Annotated in this window: 19 protein-coding genes; 14 read left to right on the top strand and 5 right to left on the bottom strand. The window is 71.3% G+C overall.

The genetic code is table 11. From position 1 onward, the window contains the following. Window positions 1–21 precede the first annotated feature (21 nt). Entirely contained in the window at window positions 22–630 is a 609-nt protein-coding gene (locus AB0K21_RS31640; RefSeq protein WP_343982916.1) for a DUF3043 domain-containing protein, read from the top strand. A gap of 159 nt (window positions 631–789) precedes the next feature. On the opposite strand, the gene AB0K21_RS31635 is transcribed toward AB0K21_RS31640, so the two are convergent. After that, on the bottom strand, window positions 790–2076 hold the full coding sequence (locus AB0K21_RS31635; RefSeq protein WP_343982914.1) for an SMI1/KNR4 family protein: 1287 nt from the start codon (window positions 2074–2076) through the stop codon (window positions 790–792). Window positions 2077–2120: 44 nt separating this feature from the next. Here AB0K21_RS31635 and AB0K21_RS31630 point away from each other — a divergent pair, with 44 nt between their 5' ends. Next, the gene (locus AB0K21_RS31630; RefSeq protein WP_343982911.1) at window positions 2121–3119 is read left to right on the top strand and encodes an aldo/keto reductase family protein; all 999 of its coding nucleotides are present in this window, start codon (window positions 2121–2123) and stop codon (window positions 3117–3119) included. Window positions 3120–3257: 138 nt separating this feature from the next. Here the strand turns inward: AB0K21_RS31630 and AB0K21_RS31625 are convergent, their stop codons facing one another. Next, the gene (locus AB0K21_RS31625; protein WP_030910294.1) at window positions 3258–3464 is read right to left on the bottom strand and encodes a hypothetical protein; all 207 of its coding nucleotides are present in this window, start codon (window positions 3462–3464) and stop codon (window positions 3258–3260) included. 208 nt (window positions 3465–3672) lie between these two features. Between AB0K21_RS31625 and AB0K21_RS31620 the strand changes: the two genes are divergently transcribed. Continuing rightward, window positions 3673–4716, top strand: a complete 1044-nt coding sequence (locus AB0K21_RS31620; RefSeq protein WP_343982907.1) for a bifunctional adenosylcobinamide kinase/adenosylcobinamide-phosphate guanylyltransferase — start codon at window positions 3673–3675, stop codon at window positions 4714–4716. Between the two features lie 156 nt (window positions 4717–4872). Beyond that, entirely contained in the window at window positions 4873–5826 is a 954-nt protein-coding gene (locus AB0K21_RS31615; protein WP_343982905.1) for an adenosylcobinamide-GDP ribazoletransferase, read from the top strand. A gap of 147 nt (window positions 5827–5973) precedes the next feature. On the opposite strand, the gene AB0K21_RS31610 is transcribed toward AB0K21_RS31615, so the two are convergent. The 3 genes from AB0K21_RS31610 to AB0K21_RS31600 form a co-directional block, all read right to left on the bottom strand. Beyond that, entirely contained in the window at window positions 5974–6897 is a 924-nt protein-coding gene (locus AB0K21_RS31610) for a CPBP family intramembrane glutamic endopeptidase (protein ID WP_364155358.1), read from the bottom strand. Window positions 6898–6953: 56 nt separating this feature from the next. After that, window positions 6954–7952 (bottom strand): DUF1648 domain-containing protein, encoded by a 999-nt coding sequence (locus AB0K21_RS31605; RefSeq protein ID WP_364155356.1) that lies wholly within the window; start codon window positions 7950–7952, stop codon window positions 6954–6956. A 90-nt stretch (window positions 7953–8042) separates the two neighbouring features. Next, the gene (locus tag AB0K21_RS31600; RefSeq protein ID WP_343982896.1) at window positions 8043–8390 is read right to left on the bottom strand and encodes a GntR family transcriptional regulator; all 348 of its coding nucleotides are present in this window, start codon (window positions 8388–8390) and stop codon (window positions 8043–8045) included. Window positions 8391–8480: 90 nt separating this feature from the next. Between AB0K21_RS31600 and AB0K21_RS31595 the strand changes: the two genes are divergently transcribed. The 10 genes from AB0K21_RS31595 to AB0K21_RS31550 all read left to right on the top strand — a co-directional run bounded on the left by AB0K21_RS31595 (window position 8481) and on the right by AB0K21_RS31550 (window position 21079). Then, window positions 8481–10025 carry a leucyl aminopeptidase gene (locus AB0K21_RS31595; RefSeq protein WP_364155353.1) on the top strand — a complete coding sequence of 515 codons (1545 nt, stop codon included), beginning with the start codon at window positions 8481–8483 and terminating at the stop codon, window positions 10023–10025. A gap of 197 nt (window positions 10026–10222) precedes the next feature. Further along, on the top strand, window positions 10223–11602 hold the full coding sequence (gene lpdA / locus AB0K21_RS31590; protein WP_364155351.1) for a dihydrolipoyl dehydrogenase: 1380 nt from the start codon (window positions 10223–10225) through the stop codon (window positions 11600–11602). Between the two features lie 36 nt (window positions 11603–11638). After that, window positions 11639–13105 carry a 2-oxoglutarate dehydrogenase, E2 component, dihydrolipoamide succinyltransferase gene (gene sucB, locus AB0K21_RS31585; RefSeq protein WP_364155349.1) on the top strand — a complete coding sequence of 489 codons (1467 nt, stop codon included), beginning with the start codon at window positions 11639–11641 and terminating at the stop codon, window positions 13103–13105. Between the two features lie 290 nt (window positions 13106–13395). Next, entirely contained in the window at window positions 13396–14292 is an 897-nt protein-coding gene (locus AB0K21_RS31580; RefSeq protein WP_343963868.1) for a TIGR01777 family oxidoreductase, read from the top strand. Window positions 14293–14330: 38 nt separating this feature from the next. After that, window positions 14331–15068 carry a peptidase E gene (locus AB0K21_RS31575; protein ID WP_343963870.1) on the top strand — a complete coding sequence of 246 codons (738 nt, stop codon included), beginning with the start codon at window positions 14331–14333 and terminating at the stop codon, window positions 15066–15068. A 28-nt stretch (window positions 15069–15096) separates the two neighbouring features. After that, window positions 15097–15774 (top strand): lipoyl(octanoyl) transferase LipB, encoded by a 678-nt coding sequence (gene lipB / locus AB0K21_RS31570; protein ID WP_343963872.1) that lies wholly within the window; start codon window positions 15097–15099, stop codon window positions 15772–15774. A gap of 117 nt (window positions 15775–15891) precedes the next feature. Beyond that, entirely contained in the window at window positions 15892–16821 is a 930-nt protein-coding gene (gene lipA / locus AB0K21_RS31565) for a lipoyl synthase (protein ID WP_343963874.1), read from the top strand. Window positions 16822–17084: 263 nt separating this feature from the next. Next, window positions 17085–19463: a glycoside hydrolase family 3 C-terminal domain-containing protein gene (locus AB0K21_RS31560; RefSeq protein WP_343963876.1), complete on the top strand. Its 2379-nt coding sequence runs from the start codon at window positions 17085–17087 to the stop codon at window positions 19461–19463. A gap of 141 nt (window positions 19464–19604) precedes the next feature. Then, window positions 19605–20285, top strand: a complete 681-nt coding sequence (locus AB0K21_RS31555) for a DUF4191 domain-containing protein (protein ID WP_343963878.1) — start codon at window positions 19605–19607, stop codon at window positions 20283–20285. Then, on the top strand, window positions 20285–21079 hold the full coding sequence (locus AB0K21_RS31550) for a class I SAM-dependent methyltransferase (protein WP_343963880.1): 795 nt from the start codon (window positions 20285–20287) through the stop codon (window positions 21077–21079). The genes AB0K21_RS31555 and AB0K21_RS31550 overlap by 1 nt, the downstream gene beginning before the upstream one ends. Window positions 21080–21177 lie beyond the last annotated feature (98 nt).

Raw genomic sequence — 21177 nt, 5'->3', positions numbered from 1 at the left:
CACTCCCGGTAGGCTGACGTTGTGTTCCGACGTACCCAGACCACCGCGGACGACTCCCCCGCCTCCGCTAACGATCCTAAGCCTGCGGGCAAGGGGCGTCCCACACCCAAGCGACGGGACGCCGAAGGCCGTCGCCGACAGCCGGTGAACGCCCCCAACAACCGCAAAGAGGCCTACAAGCAGCTCCGCGAGCGCCAGGCGAACGACCGGGCCAAGGCGCGCGAGGGGATGCTGCGCGGCGACGAACGCTACTACCCGGCCCGCGACAGGGGGCCCGTCAGGAAGTTCGCGCGCGACTGGGTCGACTCCCGCCGCGTCGTCAGCCAGTACTTCCTGCCGTTCTCCCTGCTGATCCTGCTGCTCACCTGGATCCCCTTTCCGACCGACGTCCGCGGCTACGTCTACGTCGCGGTGATCACGATCGGCTGGCCGATCATGATGGTCGGCGTGCTGCTCACCTCGATCTGGGTGTCCTGGAAGGTGAAGAAGCTCGCCGCCGAGAAGTTCCCCGGCGAGAACCTCAAGGGTGTCGGCTTCTACGCCGCCATGCGCGCGCTGCAGATCCGCAAGCTGCGCTTCCCCCCGCCCACCGTCCTGCCCGGCGGCAGGCCGGTCCCGCCGAAGAAGTAGTTCGCGGCCCCCGGGAGCACCTCGGCCCACCGGCTTTCGGACCCCGCCCCTCCTTCGAAAGGGGCGGGGTTCTTCTTGTCCCGCGCAACGGCCGCGGAGCGGATCCGAAGGGCTTTCCCGGCAGTCCCCGCACCCGCTCTCGGGCGGGAGGGACGGCGATCACGACCGCACGACGTCCCAGGCCAACTCTCCGCCGGTCACCTTGGGTTTCCAGTAGCCCACCGACCCGCCGGTCTCCAGGGCGTCGGCCGTCGCCTTCAGCAGGCCGTAGTACGAGCGGATCCGGATGCCGCCGGGCGTGAAGCTCATCCGGCCCTCGTGGTCGGTCCGCCCGACGTCGCGCGCCACGGAGTCGATCACCAGGTGGTCGCCGCCTCCGTTGGCGCCGAACGGGATCATCCGCCCGTCCCACCGTTCCGCCCGCGCGTCGACGCCTGCCTCTGCGCCGATGTCCTCCCCGTCCATCCCGCAGAACCGCCGCCAGGTGTCACGGATCTCGCGAACCCCCTGGTTCCGGTTACCGATGAAGCCGAACGGCCAGATGTCGCCCACGACACGGGCCCCGTCGTGCCGTAGCAGGGAGGCACGCAGGTCGTCGGGGAAGCGCAGGCCCATCTGTGCCTCGGCGACGGCGATCGTGCGGGCCCTGGCGGGCCTGCCCAGCGTGCGAAGGCTCTCCGGGGCGTTGGCCGCGAGCCACCGCTCGATGCGGCGCCACTGGCGGTTCACCGCCCTGGTCATCCGGGGGTCGATCACCCGCACCCGCGGGACCCTCGCCTGCGGCCGGCAGTCCGCGTCGGGAACCGCCGCGGAGGGCTCGTCCGGCGGCGAGGTGGGGTCGGCCACGTCGGAGTCCGTGACGGCCACGACATCGACCGGGCACGGGCCGGTGGGCCGGATCATCGGCCCCTCTTCCGCCGGGTGACGCATCCCCGGCTCCAGCACCTGCCCCGCCCTCGGCTCGCACCCGTCCTTCACACCCGGCGGGCTCCAGAGGGCGGTTCCCTCGGCGGCCCGCGTCCCCTCCGAGAAGACCGCCTTCTCCAGGACCTGCGTGCCGAAGGCGAGCAGGCAGAGCCCGATCCCGACGGCGCCCCAGCGGACCAGGCGGCCCTTGACCGCCCCGTCCAGCGGCTCGCGCGGCTGCCTGGGCGCGAACGTCCGCTCAAAGGCGGACCGGAAGGCGGAAGGGGGACCGGTGGCGTACCGCCTGAGATCCTCCTCGGTGGGGACGCCGAGGAGCGGCGCGGGAGGCCGGCGCCGCGCGTGCCCGGCCCCGGAGGCCGTCTTCTCCGCCGGTGAGCCGATCGACGCCTTCTTCGGGGAGTCGCCCCCCGGACCGCCCTCCGGTCTCCGCCACAGGCGGACGACCAGCACGACGACCGCCGCCAGCAGCCCGGCGGCGAGCGCCAGCCGTACCCTCCGCGAAGTGATCAACCGCAACACGCCCGGCAGAGTATCCCGAATCGGTCACCTACTAATGTCAGAGCATGGAATTCCGCCACCTTGGCCGGAGCGGTCTCATGGTCAGTGAGATCAGTTACGGCAACTGGATCACCCACGGTTCCCAGGTAGAGGAGGACGCCGCCAAGCAGTGTGTGCGGGCGGCGCTCGATGAGGGGATCACCACCTTCGACACCGCCGACGTGTACGCGGGCACCAAGGCGGAGGAGGTTCTCGGCCGCGCCCTCGCGGGAGTCCGCCGCGAGTCTCTGGAGATCTTCACCAAGGTCTACTGGCCGACCGGTCAGGGGCCCAACGACCGCGGCCTGTCACGCAAGCACATCACCGAGTCCCTGCACGGCTCGCTGCGCCGTCTGCAGACCGACTACGTCGACCTTTACCAGGCACACCGTTTCGACTACGAGACGCCGCTTGAGGAGACCCTCAAGACCTTCGACGACCTCGTACGCCAGGGCAAGGTCCTCTACGTCGGCGTCAGCGAGTGGACCGCCGAGCAGATCGGCCGGGCCCTGAAGATCGCTGATGAGATGGGCTTCGACCGCCTGGTCTCCAACCAGCCCCAGTACTCCATGCTGTGGCGGGTCATCGAGGCAGAGGTGGTACCGCTGAGCGAGAAGGAGGGCGTCGGCCAGATCGTCTTCTCCCCCATCGCCCAGGGCGTGCTCACCGGCAAGTACCTGCCGGGGCAGCCGCCCCCGGCCGGTTCCCGAGCCACCGACCCCACCGGGGGCAACTTCATCTCCCGGATGCTCGACGACGACGTGCTCACCCGCGTCCAGCGACTGGGGCCGATCGCCGCCGATCTCGGGCTGAGCATGGCCCAGCTCGCGGTGGCCTGGGTGCTGCAGAACCCGAACGTGTCCTCGGCCATCGTCGGCGCCAGCAGGCCCGAGCAGGTCCGCGACAACGTCAGGGCCTCCGGGGTGAGGCTGGACGCCGAGGTGCTCAAGAAGATCGACGATGTCCTCGGCCCGGTCGTCGAGCGCGACCCCGCCAAGACCGTCAGCCCCAAACGGCGTCCCTAGAACCTGTCCCGGTCGAGATCCCTTCGCCCCTTCTCACCGAGGGGCGAAGGGCCGGTGCACCACTCGCCGTTCCTCGGTGATCGCCGGTTCGCATCCGCCCCTCTGCCGAGCGGCCCGCCCGATCAGCGGGTCCTTCCCTCACTCCGGGCGCAGGGACATTCCCTCGTACTCGATCTTCTCGTCCTCGAGCAGGGTGACCTTCTCGACCCCCGCCTCCAGCAGCTCACGCCAGTTCTCACCGAGCCACGACTCGGCATCGGCCTGGCTCGGGAACGTGTCGGACGGCGCGACCCCCTCGACTACCTCGCCGCCATTCGCGTTTTCATAACGCCAGCGCCACGTCATGCCATAGCTCCTTCTCACGGATCCTGCCAGTGCCGTTCGGCGGCTCAGCGAACCCTACCTCTCCAGGGTGCCCCCGAGCGTGGAGGCAGGATCATGGTCTCGTGCCCCGTCGCCCGGCTGTTCCCGACCCCCCGTACGCTGCGGAGGTCATCCGCTTCCGCCGGAAGGTGGCGGCTCGCAACTCCTTGAACCCGATGGGAGGCCGGGTGTGAAGGTCCTGATCTCCGGTACCGCGGCTGCGGCGGGCTGGCCGGCCCCGGGCTGCGGGTGCGTCTCCTGCGCCCGGATCGCCCCCGGCCGCCGCCCCACGTCCGTGCTGCTCGGCGGCTCCGTGCGGCTGCCGTCCGCCGGCCCGCTCCCACCCGGCTACCGCGCCTCGCCCGGTCCGGACGGCCTCACCGTCACCACCCCCGGCGACCGTCGCGTCCTTTACGCCCCCGCCGGCCCGCCCGCCCCTCCCCCCTACGAGGAGCGAGAGCCCGCAGGCCCGGGAGCGGCTCTGGACCTGGTGCTGCTGGACGTGCTCGACCGGCCGGCACGGCTGGGGGACCTGCGCCGGCGGGGCCTGGTCGGCGAGCGAACACACGTGCTGGCCGTCGACCTCGACCACCGGGTACCGACGGAGGCGGAGCTGGCCAGGCGGGCAGACCTGTGGGGGGTGCGCGCCGTACCGGATGGCACGGTCCTCGACATCGGCGAGCCCCCGCCACTTCCGGCTCCCCCGCCCCGAAGGACCCTGCTGCTGGGCGGGACCCGGTCGGGCAAGTCCGCGGAGGCCGAACTACGGCTGGCGGCCGAACCCGAGGTCCGCTATGTCGCGACCGGGCCGTCCGGCGACGGCGATCCCGAGTGGCTGCGCCGGGTCCGGGCGCATCGTGACCGCAGACCCGCCCACTGGGAGACCACCGAGACCGCGGACCTGGCCGGATTGCTGCGGTCCGCCGGGACCCCGCTGCTGATCGACGGGCTCGGCACCTGGGTCGCCTCCGTCTTCGACGAGTGCGACGCCTGGTCGGGCGGGGACGGCCTGGACGCGGTCGCGCCCCGGTGCGACGACCTGGTGGCGGCCTGGCGGCAGACCCGGGCCCGGGTCGTGGCGGTCTCCGACGAGGTCGGCCTCGGCGTGGTGCCCGCCACCGCCAGCGGCCGGATGTTCCGTGATGTCCTAGGCCGCCTGAACCAGCGCCTCGCCGCGGAATCCGAGGACGTCACCCTCGTCGTCGCCGGCCGTCTCCTCCCCCTTCCCTACTGAGCCTCTCCTCGACGAGGTGACACCGAGACCCCGGGGACAGCGCCGGTCCCTCCGAGCCTCCGTTCGCCAAGAGACGCCGAGTACCCGGATCAAAGAACGTCGCCGGCCCCACCATCCCCGCGTCCCGGGCGCCCGGGAGGGCTATGATCTGCGGTCATGCCCGCGCCCCCGCCTCCCGACAGGTCGTCGACGTTCGCCGACGGGGTGCGTCTCGCGGTCGGCACACTGAGCGTGTTCCCGGTCCGGCCCGGGGTGGTCGACCGCCGGGCGGGGGGTGTCGCGATGGCGATGGCCCCGCTGGTGGGGGCGGTGCTCGGGGCCGTCGCGGGACTGGTGCTGGCGATGGCGCTCCGGCTGGGGATGACGCCGCTTCCGGCGTCGGTGCTCGCCGTGGCGGTCCTCGCACTGCTCACCCGGGGGCTGCACCTGGACGGGCTTGCCGATCTCGCCGACGGGCTGGGCAGCGGGAAGCCCGCCGAACGGGCGCTGGAGATCATGAAACGGTCCGACATCGGCCCGTTCGGGGTGGTGACCCTGGTCTGCACCCTGCTACTCCAGGTGGCGGCCCTGTCGGAACTCGCCTACACGGGGTCGGGGCCGATCGTCCTGGTCACCGCCTGCGCGGCCGGGCGGCTGGCCCTCACCTGGGCCTGCCGAGCGGGTATCCCCCCGGCCCGCCCCGGCGGGCTCGGTGCGATGGTCGCGGGCACCGTGCGACGGAGCGTCGCGGTGGGCATGACCGTGCTGGTGCTCGCGGGGTCGGCCGCGCTGCTCTTCCTGCCTGACACCGGCGCCCTCGACGTCCGGTCGTCCTCTTCTGCGTTCCTCGGCACTCATCAGGACAACCACGGGCTCGCCTCGGGAATCGACTCGCTCTCCGGCTCCCGGGGAGCCGCACCGGGCGGCCTCAGCGACCTTGATCCCGGGCTGGGGAGTCTCTCCGCCTCCTGGGGACTGCCGGCGGCCGTACTCCTCGGGTTGCTGGCGGCCTGGGTGGTGCGGCGCCGAGCGGTGCGCCGGCTCGGCGGCATCACCGGGGACGTGTTGGGAGCCCTGGTCGAGATCACCACCGTCACGGCCCTGCTGGTGAGCACGGTACTCGTGAGCTGACCTTCCAGCCTCCTCCGGCCGTGCCAGACCCTGCGGACCTGCCTGACCCGACGGACCCGAGCAGAGCAGCCGGATTCGGCGAATCGGACGGACCGGACAGAGGAGGCCCATCGGCGAGGGCGGCAGGAGCATTCCTCTCCTCGACTCTCAGCCGATGGCCTGGGGCTGTGGCTCGATCGGCCAGCGTTTGATCACCAGCGCGAAGACCGCGGCCAGCAGCGCCGAGCCGACCAGCCCGGTGATCCCCGCGATGGCCAGATTGGGCGGGTCCGCCGCGTTACCGACCAGCAGGGTCAGGCCGGCGGAGGCGTTCAGGGAGCCGTGCCCGACGACCGCTGGCCAGACACTCCCGGAGTAGAGACGGAACCAGCCGAGCAGCGCTCCGAAGACCACGCAGAAGACGATGAACATCGGTGCCGCCCACGCACCCAGCTCGGGGTAGTTGTATCCGCGCAGGGTGAGCGGGAAATGCCAGACTCCCCAGATCACCCCGGAGACCAGGAGCGCCCGCCAGGTGCCGAGCGTCATCAGGCGGGGCAGCAGCCAGCCCCGCCACCCCCACTCCTCTCCGAATGCCGCGATCGAGTTGATCAGCGGAGCGATCAGAAAGACCACCGCGATCTGCACGACCGCCAAGACTCCTGGCTCCACCGGAAGCGATCGGCCCGGGGAGGCCGCCGCCAGGCTCTCGCGGAACAGGCTGAGCCCCCACAGGTCGACGGAGAGCAGGCCGAGGGCGGCACTGAGCGCGATCGCGACGATCACCAGCAGGGGGGTGCCGAACCAGGCCAGCGCGACGAGCGCGAGCGTGCGCCCGCGACGCTCCCCCATCCACAGGCCGGTCCGCCCGGCCCACTCACGCCAACCGGTGGCGGGTTCTCCGAGCCGTCTGCCCCAAAGCCGGACGGCGAGGACGCCCAGCGTCGGAGTGAACATCATCGCCACTCCGACCGCTATGAACGCGGGCGCGCCGATCCGCGCACCCGTCAGCCAGAGGGGCAGGGCGAACAGCCAGGACAGGCCGAACGCGACGAGCAGAAACAGCCACAGATCAGTGGATCGGCGGGGCATGAGATCACCTTCCAATGCTCGGTTTCGGGGGGGGGGAAGGTCCGCGAAGGTGGAGGTCAGCGGACGCCGGAAGCGGTGGACGTCCTGGCCACGAGGGTGTTCAGCAAGGCGGCGCCGTTCTCGGCGTCGTCGATCGAGACGGCGAAGCGACCACCGGAGACGTAGCCGATCACAAGGCACTCCCCGCCGCGGAGCATGACCGTCGTGCCACCCGGCAGGCCGCGGACACCCCAGCCTCCGACATTGGACGGGAACAGCTCCTCCGACCAGGCCCGCTCCACTCTGGTGATCGGGATGCGCTTGCGGGGCAGGTGGAGCGGTCCATAGAAGAGGACGACGCCCTCCTCGGTGACCTGCACCCGTACCGAACTGAAGATCACGCCTACCAGACCCACCAGACCCATGATCGTCGCGGGGATCCAGAGCATGCCGTCGCCACCGAGCAGGGCGAGCACCGCGAGCCCCATCCCCGCGGCCAGGAAGGAGCAGCCGAGCGCGACGAGCAGGCCGTTGCGCAAACAGGAAACCCATACCGCGCGCTGGCCGGGACCGAGCGGGACCCGGCGTGGAGAAGTCGCTTTCGGCTCCGGGGAATCGTTGGGACCCGGACGGGCCATCAGGGCGCCGAGCCAGCCGCCCAGCAGCAGCGCCGCGACCACGAGCAGCGCGCTCCACCCCAGGTGATCTGCCTGCCTCCAGTCGGGGACGTCGAGGTTGGCCGACAACGTGGTCGCCTGCAACCCCAGGAAGAACGGGCCGCCACCGCCCAGCACGGCACCGAGCGCCATGCGGTTCGCCCTGTTCCTGAGCTTCCCGGCGTTGACGAGCACGATCGCACAGAGGACGCCCGAGATCAGCACCCACAGGCCGACCTGGAACAGCACCGAGGCGGTGAACGGCATCGAGCCGTCGGGAGCGCCGGACGAGCCGCCCCAGTGCGTGGCGATCGGATCGGGCAGCCGGTCTCGCAGCGTCAGCGGCGCGGCGACCAGGACGGCGGCCACCAGCACGGACCAGCCGGCCGCCACGGACAGGAATCGGGCTCGCTGGCCCATCTCGGTCTTCCCTTCGAAGGACCGGGTCTCCGACCCGATCATCTGACTTTTTCAGCGTGGGGACCCCGGGCTTCAGCCCTGGGGAGGAAATCAAGACAGTTCTCTGATGAGTTCGATGACGTCGTCATGGCGGTAGCCGTACTGGACCGCCTCGGCGAGCAGGGAGCGCAGCTTCTCCTCGATGACGCTGCGCGGGTTGGGGCGGCTGAGCACGCTCACGCCGCGGCCGCGACGGAACTCCAGCACCCCCTCGTCACGCAGGTCCCGCAGGGCACGCAACACCGTGTTGGCGTTGATGCCCAGCGCGGCGGCCAGGTCGCGCGCCGGTGGGAGCCGGTCTCCCTGGGCGTAGGACCCCTCGGCGACGGCACGTCTGATCGCCTCGGCGACCTGCTCGTGCAGTGGCCGGGGATCGCCCATATCCAAGGTGAGCAACATAGTGCTAGTGACATTAGCACCATCCCTCTCGATGATGCCACTCCCGGTAGCACCATCGGACGGTGCGATTCGTAGGACGAACCCTCGTTTATGAGTACTGCGCAAGCCCTACTAGCATCGGCTTGTGTGACCACTGTGCGGCTGACCCCAACTGACAACGCTGTCTCGTTCGATACCGACGCACTGGTCGTCGGCGTCCATACCGGACCGGACGGCCTGCGCCCCGCTCCCGGGGCTGACGGCCTCGATCAGGCTCTCGGCGGCAGGCTCGCCGCCGCGCTCGGTAGTGTGGGCGCCAAGGGGAAGCCGGGCGAGATCTCCAAGATCCCCACTTTCGGCGCGCTGACCGCGCCCCTGCTGGTCGTCGTCGGCCTGGGCGACGCCCCCGAGAACGGCTACGACGCCGAGGCCCTGCGCCGTGCCGCGGGCACCGCGGTCCGCGCCCTGGCCGGCACCGGCCGGGTGGCGCTGGCCCTGCCCACCGCGAGCGCCGAGCACGCCGGCGCCGTCGCCCTGGGCGGCCTGCTCGGCGCGTACTCCTTCACCAGGTACCGGACCGCCGACGAGCCGAGCGCCCCGGTGGCCGAGCTGGCCGTGCTGACCGACGCCGAGGGCGCCGAGGCCGCGATCGGGCGCGCCGGCACGCTGGCCGAGTCGGTCTCGTTCGTCCGTGACCTGGTCAACACCCCGCCTTCGGACCTGTGGCCCGCGCGCTTCGCCGAGATCGCCGACCAGGTGGGCGGCGAGGCCGGCCTGTCGGTCGAGGTCCTGGACGAGAAGGCGCTCAAGGAGGGCGGCTACGGCGGCATCGTCGCCGTCGGCCAGGGATCGGCGAACCCGCCCCGCCTGGTACGCCTCGCCTACAGCCACCCCGAGGCCGAGAAGAAGCTCGCCTACGTCGGCAAGGGCATCACCTTCGACTCGGGCGGCCTGTCGCTCAAGCCGTCGGCCGCGATGGACTGGATGAAGTCGGACATGGGCGGCGCGGGCGCCGTCCTCGGCGCGATGCTCGCGATCGCGAGGCTGGGCCTGAAGGTCAACGCGGTCGGCTACCTCTGCCTGGCCGAGAACATGCCGAGCGGCACCGCGCAGCGTCCCTCCGACGTGTTCACCAGCTTCGCGGGCAAGACGGTCGAGGTGCTCGACACCGACGCCGAGGGCCGCCTGGTCCTGATCGACGGCATCGCCCGCGCCGGTCAGGACGAGCCCGACGTGATCGTCGACGTCGCCACGCTCACCGGCGCGCAGATCGTCGCGCTGGGCTGGCGGACGGCGGGCGTCATGGCCAACGACGACGACCTCCGGGCCGAGATCGTCGCGACGGCGGGCGCGCAGGGCGAGGCCGCGTGGCCCATGCCCCTGCCCGACGAGCTTCGCAAGGGGCTCGACTCGCCCGTGGCCGACATCGCCAACCTGCACCCCGAGCGTTTCGGCGGGATGCTCACCGCGGCGATCTTCCTGCGGGAATTCGTGCCGGACGGTGTCCGTTGGGCACACATTGACATGGCCGGTCCCGCCTTCAACAAGGGGGAGCCGCACGGCTACACGCCGAAGGGCGGTACCGGGGCGGTCACCCGGACGCTCGTCGGCCTGGCCGAGCGCTACGCGACCGGGTCCGCCCAGGCGTCGGCGTAGCCGCGCGTGCGGGTCACAAGCAACACAGACAGATGAAAAGATGCGGTTGTCGGTGCCGGGCCAAGGGCGGGCACCGACTGGGCGCCGAGCCGAGTCAGGCGGCGACGTGGATGCGATCGAGGATCCGCGCGGCCGGCCAGGGCACGGAAGGGGCGCGACCGTGAACACGGTATTCCAATCCGACAAGGAGCTTTCCTGTGGCTGATGGCAGCGGCCCCTACGACATCGTCGTCCTGGGTGGCGGTAGCGGCGGGTATGCCTGCGCTCTGCGGGCGGCCGAGCTGGGCAAGACGGTCGCGCTGATCGAGAGAGACAAGATCGGCGGCACCTGTCTGCACCGGGGGTGCATTCCCACCAAGGCGCTTCTGCATTCCGCGGAGGTCGCCGACGAGACGCGGGAAAGCGCGACCTACGGCGTCAAGGCCCGTTTCGAGGGCATCGACGTGCCCGCGGTCCACGCGTTCAAGGACAAGATCGTCAATCGCGCCTGGAAGGGCGTGCAGGGCCTTCTCAAGAGCAAGGGCATCACGATCATCGAGGGTGAGGGCCGTCTCGCGGGCCCGAACCGGGTGGCGGTGGGCTCCGAGATCTACGAGGGCCGCAACATCGTGCTGGCGACCGGCTCCGCGCCCAGGTCCCTTCCCGGCCTGGAGATCGACGGCGAGCGTGTCATCACCAGCGAGCACGCGCTCAAGCTCGACCGGGTGCCCACTTCCGTGGTCGTCCTGGGCGGCGGCGTCATCGGCGTGGAGTTCGCCAGCGTCTGGCGCTCCTTCGGCGCCGAGGTGACGATCGTCGAGGGCCTGCCGCACCTGCTGCCGCTGGAGGAGGAGTCGAGCTCCAAGCTGCTCGAGCGCTCCTTCCGCCGCCGCGGCATCAAGCAGGAGCTGGGCGTCTTCTTCGAGGGCGTCAAGACCACCGACACCGGCGTGGTCGTCAGCCTGGCCAACGGCAAGACCCTGGACGCCGAGCTGCTGCTCGTCGCGGTCGGCCGCGGCGCGGTCTCCGCGGGCATGGGCTTCGAGGAGGCGGGCATCGCCATCGAGCGCGGCACCGTCGCCGTGAACGAGTTCTGCCAGACCAGCGTGCCCGGCGTGTACGCGGTCGGCGACCTCATCCCGACCCTGCAGCTCGCCCACGCGGGCTTCGCCGAGGGCATCCTGGTGGCCGAGCACATCGCGGGGCTGAACCCCGTGCCGATCGACTACGACGGCGTGCCGCGGATCACCTACTCCGATCCCGAGGTGGCCTCGGTGGGCATCACCTCCGCCCAAGCCAGGGAGCGCGGCCACGAGGTCGTCGAGTTCACCTACGACCTCGCGGGCAACCCCAAGAGCCAGATCCTGCAGACGCAGGGCGCCGTCAAGATCATCTCTGCGAAGGACGGCCCGGTGCTCGGCGTGCACATGGTCGGCCGTCGCATCGGCGAGCTCGTGACCGAGGGGCAGCTGATCTACAACTGGGAGGCCCTGCCCTCCGAGGTCGCCCAGCTCATCCACGCCCACCCGACCCAGTCCGAGGCCGTCGGCGAGGCGATGCTGGCGCTGGCCGGCAAGCCGCTCCACGTCCACAACTAACGTAAGCCCTCACTCGGAACGCGAGAGAAGACACCAATGCCGAAGTCCGTACAGATGCCCCAGCTCGGTGAGAGCGTCACGGAGGGCACCGTCACCCGTTGGCTGAAGAAGGAGGGCGAGCGCGTCGAGGCCGACGAGCCGCTTCTCGAAGTCTCCACCGACAAGGTCGACACCGAGATCCCGTCTCCGGCCGCGGGCATCCTCACGAAGATCGTGGTGGCCGAGGACGAGACGGTCGAGGTCGGCGCCGAGCTCGCCGTCATCGACGAGAACGGCACCGAGGGCGCCGCCCCGGCACAGGAGGCGGCCCCCGAACCGGAGCCCGAGCCCGAGCCGGCCCCCCAGCAGCAGGCACAGCCGGTCTCCTCGATCCCGCAGCCCGCCCCGCAGGCCCCCGCCCCCGCCCCCGCCCCGGCACCGGCACCGGCACCGGTGCAGGCCCCGGTCCCCCAGGCCGTCCAGAGCTCCCCGGCCGCGCCGCCGTCCCCGATCGCGACGGCACCGGCCGCCGAGCCCGCCGCTCAGCCCTCCGGTGAGAGCCCGTACGTCACCCCGCTGGTGCGCAAGCTCGCCGGCGAGCACGGCGTCGACCTCGACTCGCTGAGCGGTACCGGTGTCGGCGGTCGCATCCGCAAGCAGGACGTGCTGGAAGCGGCCCGCGACCAGCGCGAGCGGGCCGCGGCGGCCCAGGCCCCGGCCCAGGCCCCGCAGGCCGCCGCCCAGGCTCCGGCGGCCGCGCCCGCGCAGGCCCCCGAGCCGGTCGCGGTGGACACCACGCTGCGCGGGCGCACCGAGAAGATGTCGCGGCTGCGCCAGACCATCGCCAAGCGCATGGTCGAGTCGCTGCAGGTCTCGGCCCAGCTCACCACCGTGGTCGAGGTCGACGTCACCAAGATCGCGCAGCTGCGCGACCGCGCGAAGGCCGAGTTCCAGCGGCGTGAGGGCGTCAAGCTCTCGTTCATGCCGTTCTTCGCCCTCGCCACGATCGAGGCGCTCAAGCAGCACCCGAAGCTGAACGCCACGATCAACAGCGAGACCAACGAGGTCACCTACTTCGACGCCGAGCACCTGGCCTTCGCGACGGACACCGAGCGCGGCCTGATCGTCCCGGTGATCAAGGACGCGGGCGACCTCAACATCGCCGGGCTGGCCCGTAAGATCGCCGATCTGGCCGAGCGCACCCGCACCAACAAGGTGAGCCCGGACGAGCTCGGCGGCGGCACGTTCACGCTGACCAACACCGGCAGCCGGGGCGCGCTGTTCGACACGCCGATACTCAACCAGCCGCAGGTCGGCATGCTGGGCACCGGCGCGGTCGTCAAGCGACCGGTCGTCCTGGACACCGCCGAGGGCGAGGTCATCGCCGTCCGCTCGATGGTCTACCTCGCGCTCAGCTACGACCACCGCCTGGTCGACGGCGCCGACGCCGCCCGCTTCCTGACGACGATCAAGCGTCGCCTGGAGGAGGGCCGCTTCGAGAACCAGCTGGGCCTCAACGCCTAGGCTCCGCCAGGCGGATCTCGCCGTGCCAAGGATCGGTCAGGCGGTGCCTCACCAGGCGTCGGGAACTCGGCGAGGCGCCGCCTGACCGCAGTGGAAGGATCCAGACGCACCGGGCCGGCCCGCGACTTCGCGGGCCGGCCCGGTGCGTTCTCTCCCGCGTGTCGCGCCTCGCCTTTTCGGTACGCCAAAGGCGCCGCCGGTACGGGATCGGGGCTCTCTCGGAAACGGCGCGAATCCGATCGGCCTTCGGTTTCCGAAGACCTCGAAGGAGGTCGATTACATTGGGCGATATGACGATCATCATGACCGGCTCCTCGGGCCTGCTGGGATCGGCTCTGGTCAAGGCCCTGCGGGCCGACGACACCCGGGTGGTCAGGTTGGTACGGCGGGCGCCGCAGGGCGCCGACGAGACGTTCTGGAACCCGGGCAAAGGGCTCATCGACCCGGCGGCCCTGCAGGGCGCGCGGGCCGTGGTTCATCTCGCCGGAGCGGGAATCGGCGACCGCCGCTGGAACGACGACGTCAAACGCGAACTGGTCCGCAGCCGGGTCGAGGGAACCAGGACGCTGGTGAGAGCGCTGACGGAGCTGCCGGACAGGCCTCCGACGCTGCTGTCGGCGTCCGCGATCGGCTACTACGGAGACACCGGGGACCGCGAGGTGGACGAGACGGCCCCGCCGGGCGAGGGATTCCTCGCCCGGGAGGTGGTGGCGCCCTGGGAGGCCGAGACGGCACCCGCCGAGGAGGCGGGCGTCCGGGTGGCCCGACTCCGTACCGGCCTGGTGCTGAGCCGCGCGGGCGGCATTCTGGCCAAGATCCTGCCGATCTTCAAACTCGGGCTGGGAGCGCCTCTGGGCTCGGGAGAGCAGTACTGGTCATGGATCTCCATCGACGACTGGGTTCTCGCCGTACAACACATACTGAAAAATCCTGAAATCTCGGGGCCGGTGAATCTGACGGCGCCCGAGCCGGTCACCAACGCGGAGTTCACCAAGGCGCTCGGAGCGGCCCTGCACCGGCCCACCATGCCGCTCGCCGTACCCGGGTTCGCGCTGCGCACGGCCATCGGGGGGTTCGCGGAGGAGGGGGTGCTGACCGGGCAGCGGGTGCTGCCCCGGCGCCTCCTGGAGTCTGGTTACACGTTCCGGCATACGCGCCTCAACGAGGCGCTGGCCGCCGTACTCTAGGGTCCCTGTTTCCGCCAAAGCCGTCGAAGAGGTCACGTATGCGCAGTTCCGGGCAGTCTCACATCCTCGCCATCGGGGGCGGCTCGTTCCGCCCGTCCGAGCGCCACGGGTTCATCGAGGCGAGCGCGCTGCTGCGGTACGCCCTCGATCTGACCGGCCAGGACCGGCCGAAGCTGGGCCTGCTCGCCACCGCCACCGGCGACGACGCCGACTGGCTGCTGAAGATGTACGGCGCCTTCCGCGAGTGGGACGTCGAGGTCAGCCACCTGACGGTGTTCCCGATGCCCAACGTCGAGGATCCGCGCGAGTGGGTGCTCGGCCAGGACGTCATCTACGTCAGCGGCGGCAGCGTGGCCAACCTGGCGGCCCTGTGGCGGCTGCACGGCCTGGACGAGATCTTCGAGGAGGCGTGGCGGGCCGGCGTGGTGCTGAGCGGCCAGAGCGCCGGGGCGCTCTGCTGGCACGTGGGCGGCAACACCGACTCCTTCGGCCCGACGCTGCGGGTGTGGTCCGAGGGCCTGGGTCTGCTGCCCCACTCGTGCGGCGTCCACTACGACTCCGACCCGCAGCGCCGCGCGCTGCTGCACGAGGCGGTGGCCTCGGGCGAACTGCCCGGGGGCTACGCGGCGGACGAGGGGGTGGCGCTGCACTACGTGGGCACCGAGTTCATCCAGGCCGTCAGCGTGCACCCGGGCGCCTACGCCTACAAGGTCGAGCACGACGGGGCGGGTGGGGCCAAGGAGTTCCGCATCGAGCCTCGGCTTCTCACGTCGTGACCACGAACGGGTCAACTACTCTTGAGACGTGAGTGACCTGGCAATCGTCCGTCTTGGCGTTGACTTCCCCTACGAGCAGGCCTGGGATCTTCAGCGGCGCATCCACGCACGCCGCGTGGCCGAGGAGATTCCCGACACCTGCCTGATGCTTGAGCACGCGCCGGTCTACACGGCGGGAAAACGAACCGCGCCGCACGAGAGGCCCTCCGACGGCACTCCCGTCGTCGAGGTCGACCGGGGCGGCCGGATCACCTGGCACGGCCCCGGCCAGCTGGTCGGCTACCCGATCATCAGGCTCGGCGGCCCGCTCGACGTGAACGCCTACGTGCGACTCCTGGAGGAGACCCTGGTGGCCGTCTGCGCCGACTTCGGGGTGCAGGCGGGCCGAGTCCAGGGGCGCGGCGGCGTCTGGGTGGCCGGAGACCCCTCGCACGGCCTGCCGGACAGGAAGGTCGGAGCCATCGGCATCCGGGTCTCCGGCGGCGTCACGATGCACGGGTTCGCGCTCAACTGCTCCAACGACCCGAGCTGGTACAACCGGATCGTCCCGTGCGGCATCAGCGACGCCGGGGTCTCCTCGCTGTCCGCCGAGACCGGCCGGCGGATCGTGGTCGACGAGGTCCTGCCGTACGCCGAGAAGCACCTGGCGGAGGCGCTCGGCGCGCGGGCCTTCGAGCTGCCCGAGGAAGACCTGTTCCGGCGCTGACCCCCGGAGCCTCGCGGCTCGCGGTGGGACATAAGCTGGACAGGTGAGCGAGCGTGACCACATTTACCCCACCTCGACGTGCAACACCTCGGTCCCTCGACCGACGAAGGAGCTCGCATGACCGTCGCACCCGAAGGGCGGAAGCTCCTCCGCCTGGAGGTCCGCAACGCCGAGACCCCCATCGAGAAGAAGCCCGAATGGATCAAGACCAGGTTCAGGACGGGCCCGAACCACACCGAGCTGCGGGCGCTGGTCAAGCGCGAGGGGCTGCACACGGTCTGCCAGGAGGCCGGATGCCCCAACATCTCCGAGTGCTGGGAGGACCGCGAGGCCACCTTCCTCATCGGCGGCGACCAGTGCACCCGGCGGTGTGACTTCTGCCAGATCGACACCGGCAAGCCCAAGGCGTACGACACCGACGAGCCGCGCCGCGTGGCCGACTCGGTGCGGCAGATGGGCCTCAACTACGCGACCGTGACCGGTGTCGCCCGCGACGACCTGCCCGACGGCGGCGCGTGGCTGTACGCGGAGACCGCGCGGCAGATCCACGCGCTGCTGCCCGGCTGCGGCGTCGAGCTGCTGGTGCCCGACTTCAACGGTGACCAGGCCCAGCTGGAGGAGGTCTTCTCCGCCAGGCCCGAGGTGTTCGCGCACAACGTCGAGACCGTGCCGCGGATCTTCAAGCGCATCCGGCCCGCCTTCCGCTACGAGCGCTCCCTTGAAGTGATCACCAAGGCCCGCCAGGCCGGCCTGGTGACCAAGTCCAACCTGATCCTCGGCATGGGTGAGGAGCGCGAGGAGGTCGTCCAGGCCATGCGCGACCTGCACGAGGCCGGGTGCGACCTGCTCACCGTGACCCAGTACCTGCGGCCCACCCCGCGCCACCACCCCGTCGACCGCTGGGTGAAGCCGGAGGAGTTCGTGGAGCTGGGCAGGGAGGCGGAGGCCATCGGTTTCGCCGGAGTCCTTTCCGGGCCGCTGGTTCGCTCCTCCTACCGGGCGGGCCGCCTGTACAAGCAGGCGGTCGAGGCCCGCCAGCACGCCTGAGCCCGGCCCGCGCGCTCTGGCGAACCGGAAGGGTCCCGCTCCTGGCCAGGAGCGGGACCCTTCCGGTTTCCGTTCGGGTTCCTCCCCGGGAACGGTTGCGACCGGCTCGGGGCGGGCTCCGGTCGGCACCCGGGGTTCTTCGTCCGTCTCCCTCTCTGGTGTCGGCGATCGCCCGGCTGCTCCAGGGGCAGGGTCTCCCACGTTGTGCGACGAGGTTGCCGCCAGACCTACCAAGCGGTCGGTTCCAAGGTGAGACTGTCGGCATGGACATCGAAGAGCTGATCGGAAAGCTTGACCTGGGCACCAAGGTGCGTCTGCTGACCGGAGCCGACATGTGGTCCCTGCCCGCGCTGCCACAGATCGGGCTCGCCCGGCTGGTGATGAGCGACGGCCCGATCGGTGTCCGGGGCGAGGAATGGTCGTCGGACGATCCGTCGATCGCGCTGCCCAGCCCCACGGCGCTCGCCGCGACCTGGGACGTGGAGCTGGTCCGCGAGGCGGGGCGGCTGCTCGCGGCGGAGGCCCGGCGCAAGGGCGTGCACGTGCTGCTCGCCCCGACGCTCAACCTGCACCGCAGCCCGCTCGGGGGCAGGCACTTCGAGTGCTTCTCCGAGGATCCGTACCTGACCGGCGAGATCGGCGCCGCCTACGTCGAGGGCGTCCAATCCTGCGGCGTGGCCACCACGCCCAAGCACTTCGTGGCCAATGACTCGGAGACCGACCGGTTCACAGTGAACGTCAAGGTCGGTGAGAAGGCTCTGCGGGAGGTCTACCTGGCCCCGTTCGAGCGGGTCGTACGGGCCGGCGCCTGGGGCGTGATGGCCGCCTACAACTCGGTCGACGGGACCACGATGACCGAGCACCGGGCACTCCAGCGCGACCTGCTGAAGGGCGAGTGGGGCTTCGACGGCTTCGTCGTCTCCGACTGGATGGCCGCCAGGTCCACCGAGGCGACCGCCGAGGGCGGCCTCGACGTCGCCATGCCGGGCCCGTCAGGCCCATGGGGCGCGAAGCTGGAGGCGGCGGTCCGCGAGGGCCGCGTCGCCGAGGAGGTCGTCGACGACCAGGTCCGCCGCGTCCTGCGCCTGGCCCTGCGGGTCGGCGCCCTGCGGCTCACCCCCGATGACGCGACCGCAGACGGGTGTGCCGCGATCGACGGGACCGCCCTCGCCCGTGAGGTGGCCGCGCGGTCGTTCACGCTGCTGCGCAACGAGGGCGGCCTGCTGCCGCTCGCGGGCGTGCGGAGCGTGGCACTGATCGGGTCGGCGGCCGCGGAGGCCCGGATCATGGGGGGCGGCAGCGCCCAGGTGTTCCCCGACCGGATCGTCTCACCGCTGGAGGGGCTCCGTGCGCGCGGGGACGTAGAGGTGCGCCACGCGCTCGGCACCGACCCCCGGATACGGCTGGCGCCGCTCGCCGTCCCCTGTCGGGCCCTCTTCCTGGACGCGGAGGGCGGGGTCCTGGCCGAGCACCGGCTGGCAGGCGCCGAGGCCCGCTGGATCGGCCGGCTGCCCTCGGACGTCGACACCGGCCGTCTGGCGGCCGTCGAGATCCGCGCCGCCTGCCTGCCCGACGTGAGCGGCCCGCATGAGTTCTCCGTGGTGGGCGTCGGCGCGTTCACCGTCGAGGTCGACGGGAAGACGGTCCTCGACGAGACCATCTCGCTGACCGGCGGTGACCCGGCCGCCGCGTTCCTGGCGCCTCCGGAGCGCCGGTTCACCGTCACGCTCACCTCCGGTGTTCCCGTCGAGCTGGTCGTACGGCATCCCCGGGCGAAGTTCACCGGCATGGCGTTCGTGGCGTTCGCCCTGTGCCACGCCGCCCCCTCCCCCGGCGACGACGCGCTGATCGCCGAAGCGGTGCGGGCCGCCTCGGGGGCGGACGTGGCGATCGTGGTCGCCTCGACCACCCCCGAGGTGGAGAGCGAGGGCTTCGACCGCACCGGCCTGGCCCTGCCCGGACGCCAGGACGAGCTGATCGCCAGGGTCGTCGAGGCGAACCCTCGCACGATCGTCGTGGTCAACGCCGGTTCTCCGGTGGAGATGCCCTGGCTGGAGCGGGTCCCCGCGGTGCTGCTGACCTGGTTTCCCGGGCAGGAGGCGGGCAACGCGCTGGCCGACGTGCTGTTCGGCGACGCGGAGCCCTCGGGGCGGTTGCCCACCACCTGGCCGGTCCGCGAGCCCGACGCGCCGGTTCTGCAGGTGACGCCCACCGGGGGCGAACTCGCCTACGAGGAGGGCGTCTTCGTCGGATACCGCGCCTGGGAGCGCGCCGGCCGTGTACCGGCGTTCTGGTTCGGCCACGGCCTGGGCTACACCGCATGGTCCTACGACTCCGTCGCCGTCACCGGGAAGACCGTGACCGTCGCGGTGACCAACACCGGCGAACGCCCCGGCCGCGAGATCGTCCAGTTCTACCTCGCCCCCCAGGACCGGGACCCGGGACGGCCCGCCCGTGCCCTCGCCGGATTCTCCGTCGTCGACGCGGCCCCCGGTGAGACGGTGGTCACCACGGTCCACCTGCCCGAACGCGCCTTCCAGGTGTGGACGGATCGGGGCTGGTCGACGGTGCCGGGGGACTACACGGTCGAGGTGGGCCGCAGCGTCGCCGACCGCCGCCTGAGCGGGACCGTGACCGGATAATCCAGGTAAAAGCCGGTCGGGGCGTTCCTGCTGGCGCCACCGGCCTTTCCGGTGCTCCGCGGCCTTCGGCCCCGGCGCCGGAGCCGGCCCCGGGCAGGTCACGTTTTCACTTCTTGAGCCATGGATTTGTATCCTTCAGACATGGCCAAGAAGCCCGAAGACTCAGAGCGCCCGGGGCGCATCAAGCAACTCCGCATGATCGCGAAGATCATCAAGGAGGCCAACCCCAAGGGGATGCCGATCGTCTACGCCTCGGCGCTGGGCACGCTCGCGCTGTTCGTGGTGATCGGCCTGGTCACGGGCTGGTTCTGGTACCTGCTCTTCATCGGGATCCTGCTGGCCCTGACCGTCGGGCTGGTGGTGTTCGGCCAGCTCGCCCAGAAGGCGCAGTACTCCATGCTGCACGGGCAGGTCGGCGCCGCCGCCGCGATCCTGCAGGGCATGCGCGGCAACTGGGAGGTCACCCCGGCCGTCGCGGTCACCCGCGACCAGGACATCGTGCACCGCGTGGTCGGCTACCCGGGCATCATCCTGGTCTCGGAGGGGCCGGGCAGCCGGGTGCAGAGGATACTGGTCGCCGAGAAGAAGCGCGTCCAGCGAGTCGCGCTGGACGTGCCCGTCTACGACATCCAGTCCGGTGACGGCGAGGGGCAGATCCCGCTGGCCAAGCTGCAGCGGCACCTGATGAAGCTGCCCCGCAACCTCAAGAAGCCCGCCCTGTACGAGATCAACAACCGGCTGAAGGCCCTGCCGCAGACGCTGCCGATGCCCAAGGGCCCGCTGCCGCGCGGCGCGAAGATGCCCCGCCCGAAGATGCGCTGATGGGCTCCGCGGGGGTGGGCCGCCATCAGGTGGACGCCGCGGCCACCTCCCGGGCCAACCGCGGCTGGTGGGACGGTGCCGCCGACGACTACCAGGCCGAGCACGGGGAGTTCCTGCGCGACTCCGGGTTCGTCTGGTGTCCCGAGGGGTTGGACGAGGCCGACGCCCGCCTGCTGGGCGATGTCGCGGGCAAGAACGTGCTGGAGATCGGCTGCGGTGCCGGGCAGTGCGGGCGCTGGCTGGCCGGCCAGGGCGCCAGGGTGGCCGCCTTCGACCTGTCCTTCCGCCAGCTTCAGCATTCGCGCCGGATCGACCTGGACGCGGGCGCCGCGCTCCCCGTGGTCCAGGCCGACGCCGAGGTCCTGCCCTTCGCCGACGGGGCGTTCGACCTGGCCTGCTCGGCCTACGGCGCGCTGCCGTTCGTGGCCGACGCCGGAGCCGTCCTCGCCGAGGTCCACCGGGTGCTGCGCCCCGGGGGCCGCCTGGTCTTCTCGGTGAGCCACCCCATCCGCTGGGCCTTCCCCGACGACCCCGGCCCCGCCGGGCTGACCTCCGACCGCTCCTACTTCGACCGCTCGGCGTACGTGGAGATCGGCGAGGACGGGCGTCCGTCCTATGTCGAGCACCACCGCACGATGGCCGACTGGATCGGGCTCATCACCGCCTCCGGACTGGTGCTGCGGCAGCTGACCGAGCCTGAGTGGCCGCCGGGCCACGACCGCGAGTGGGGCGGCTGGAGCCCGCTGCGCGGCCACCACCTGCCCGGCACCGCGATCTTCACCTGCGTCCGGTAGACGCGCACCCGCCCGCCATGCGACACGGACGGCGTCCCGGCCGCCTTTCCCGCCCGCCGGAGATCGTCACAGGCCGGTTGCCAGGTGAGATCCGATGT

This window comes from Streptosporangium sp. NPDC049248, from assembly GCF_040678965.1.
Classification (GTDB): Bacteria; Actinomycetota; Actinomycetes; order Streptosporangiales; family Streptosporangiaceae; genus Streptosporangium; species Streptosporangium fukuiense.
Note: the sequence above shows the minus strand (reverse complement) of the source record. Positions and strands in the feature narration are given on the sequence as shown.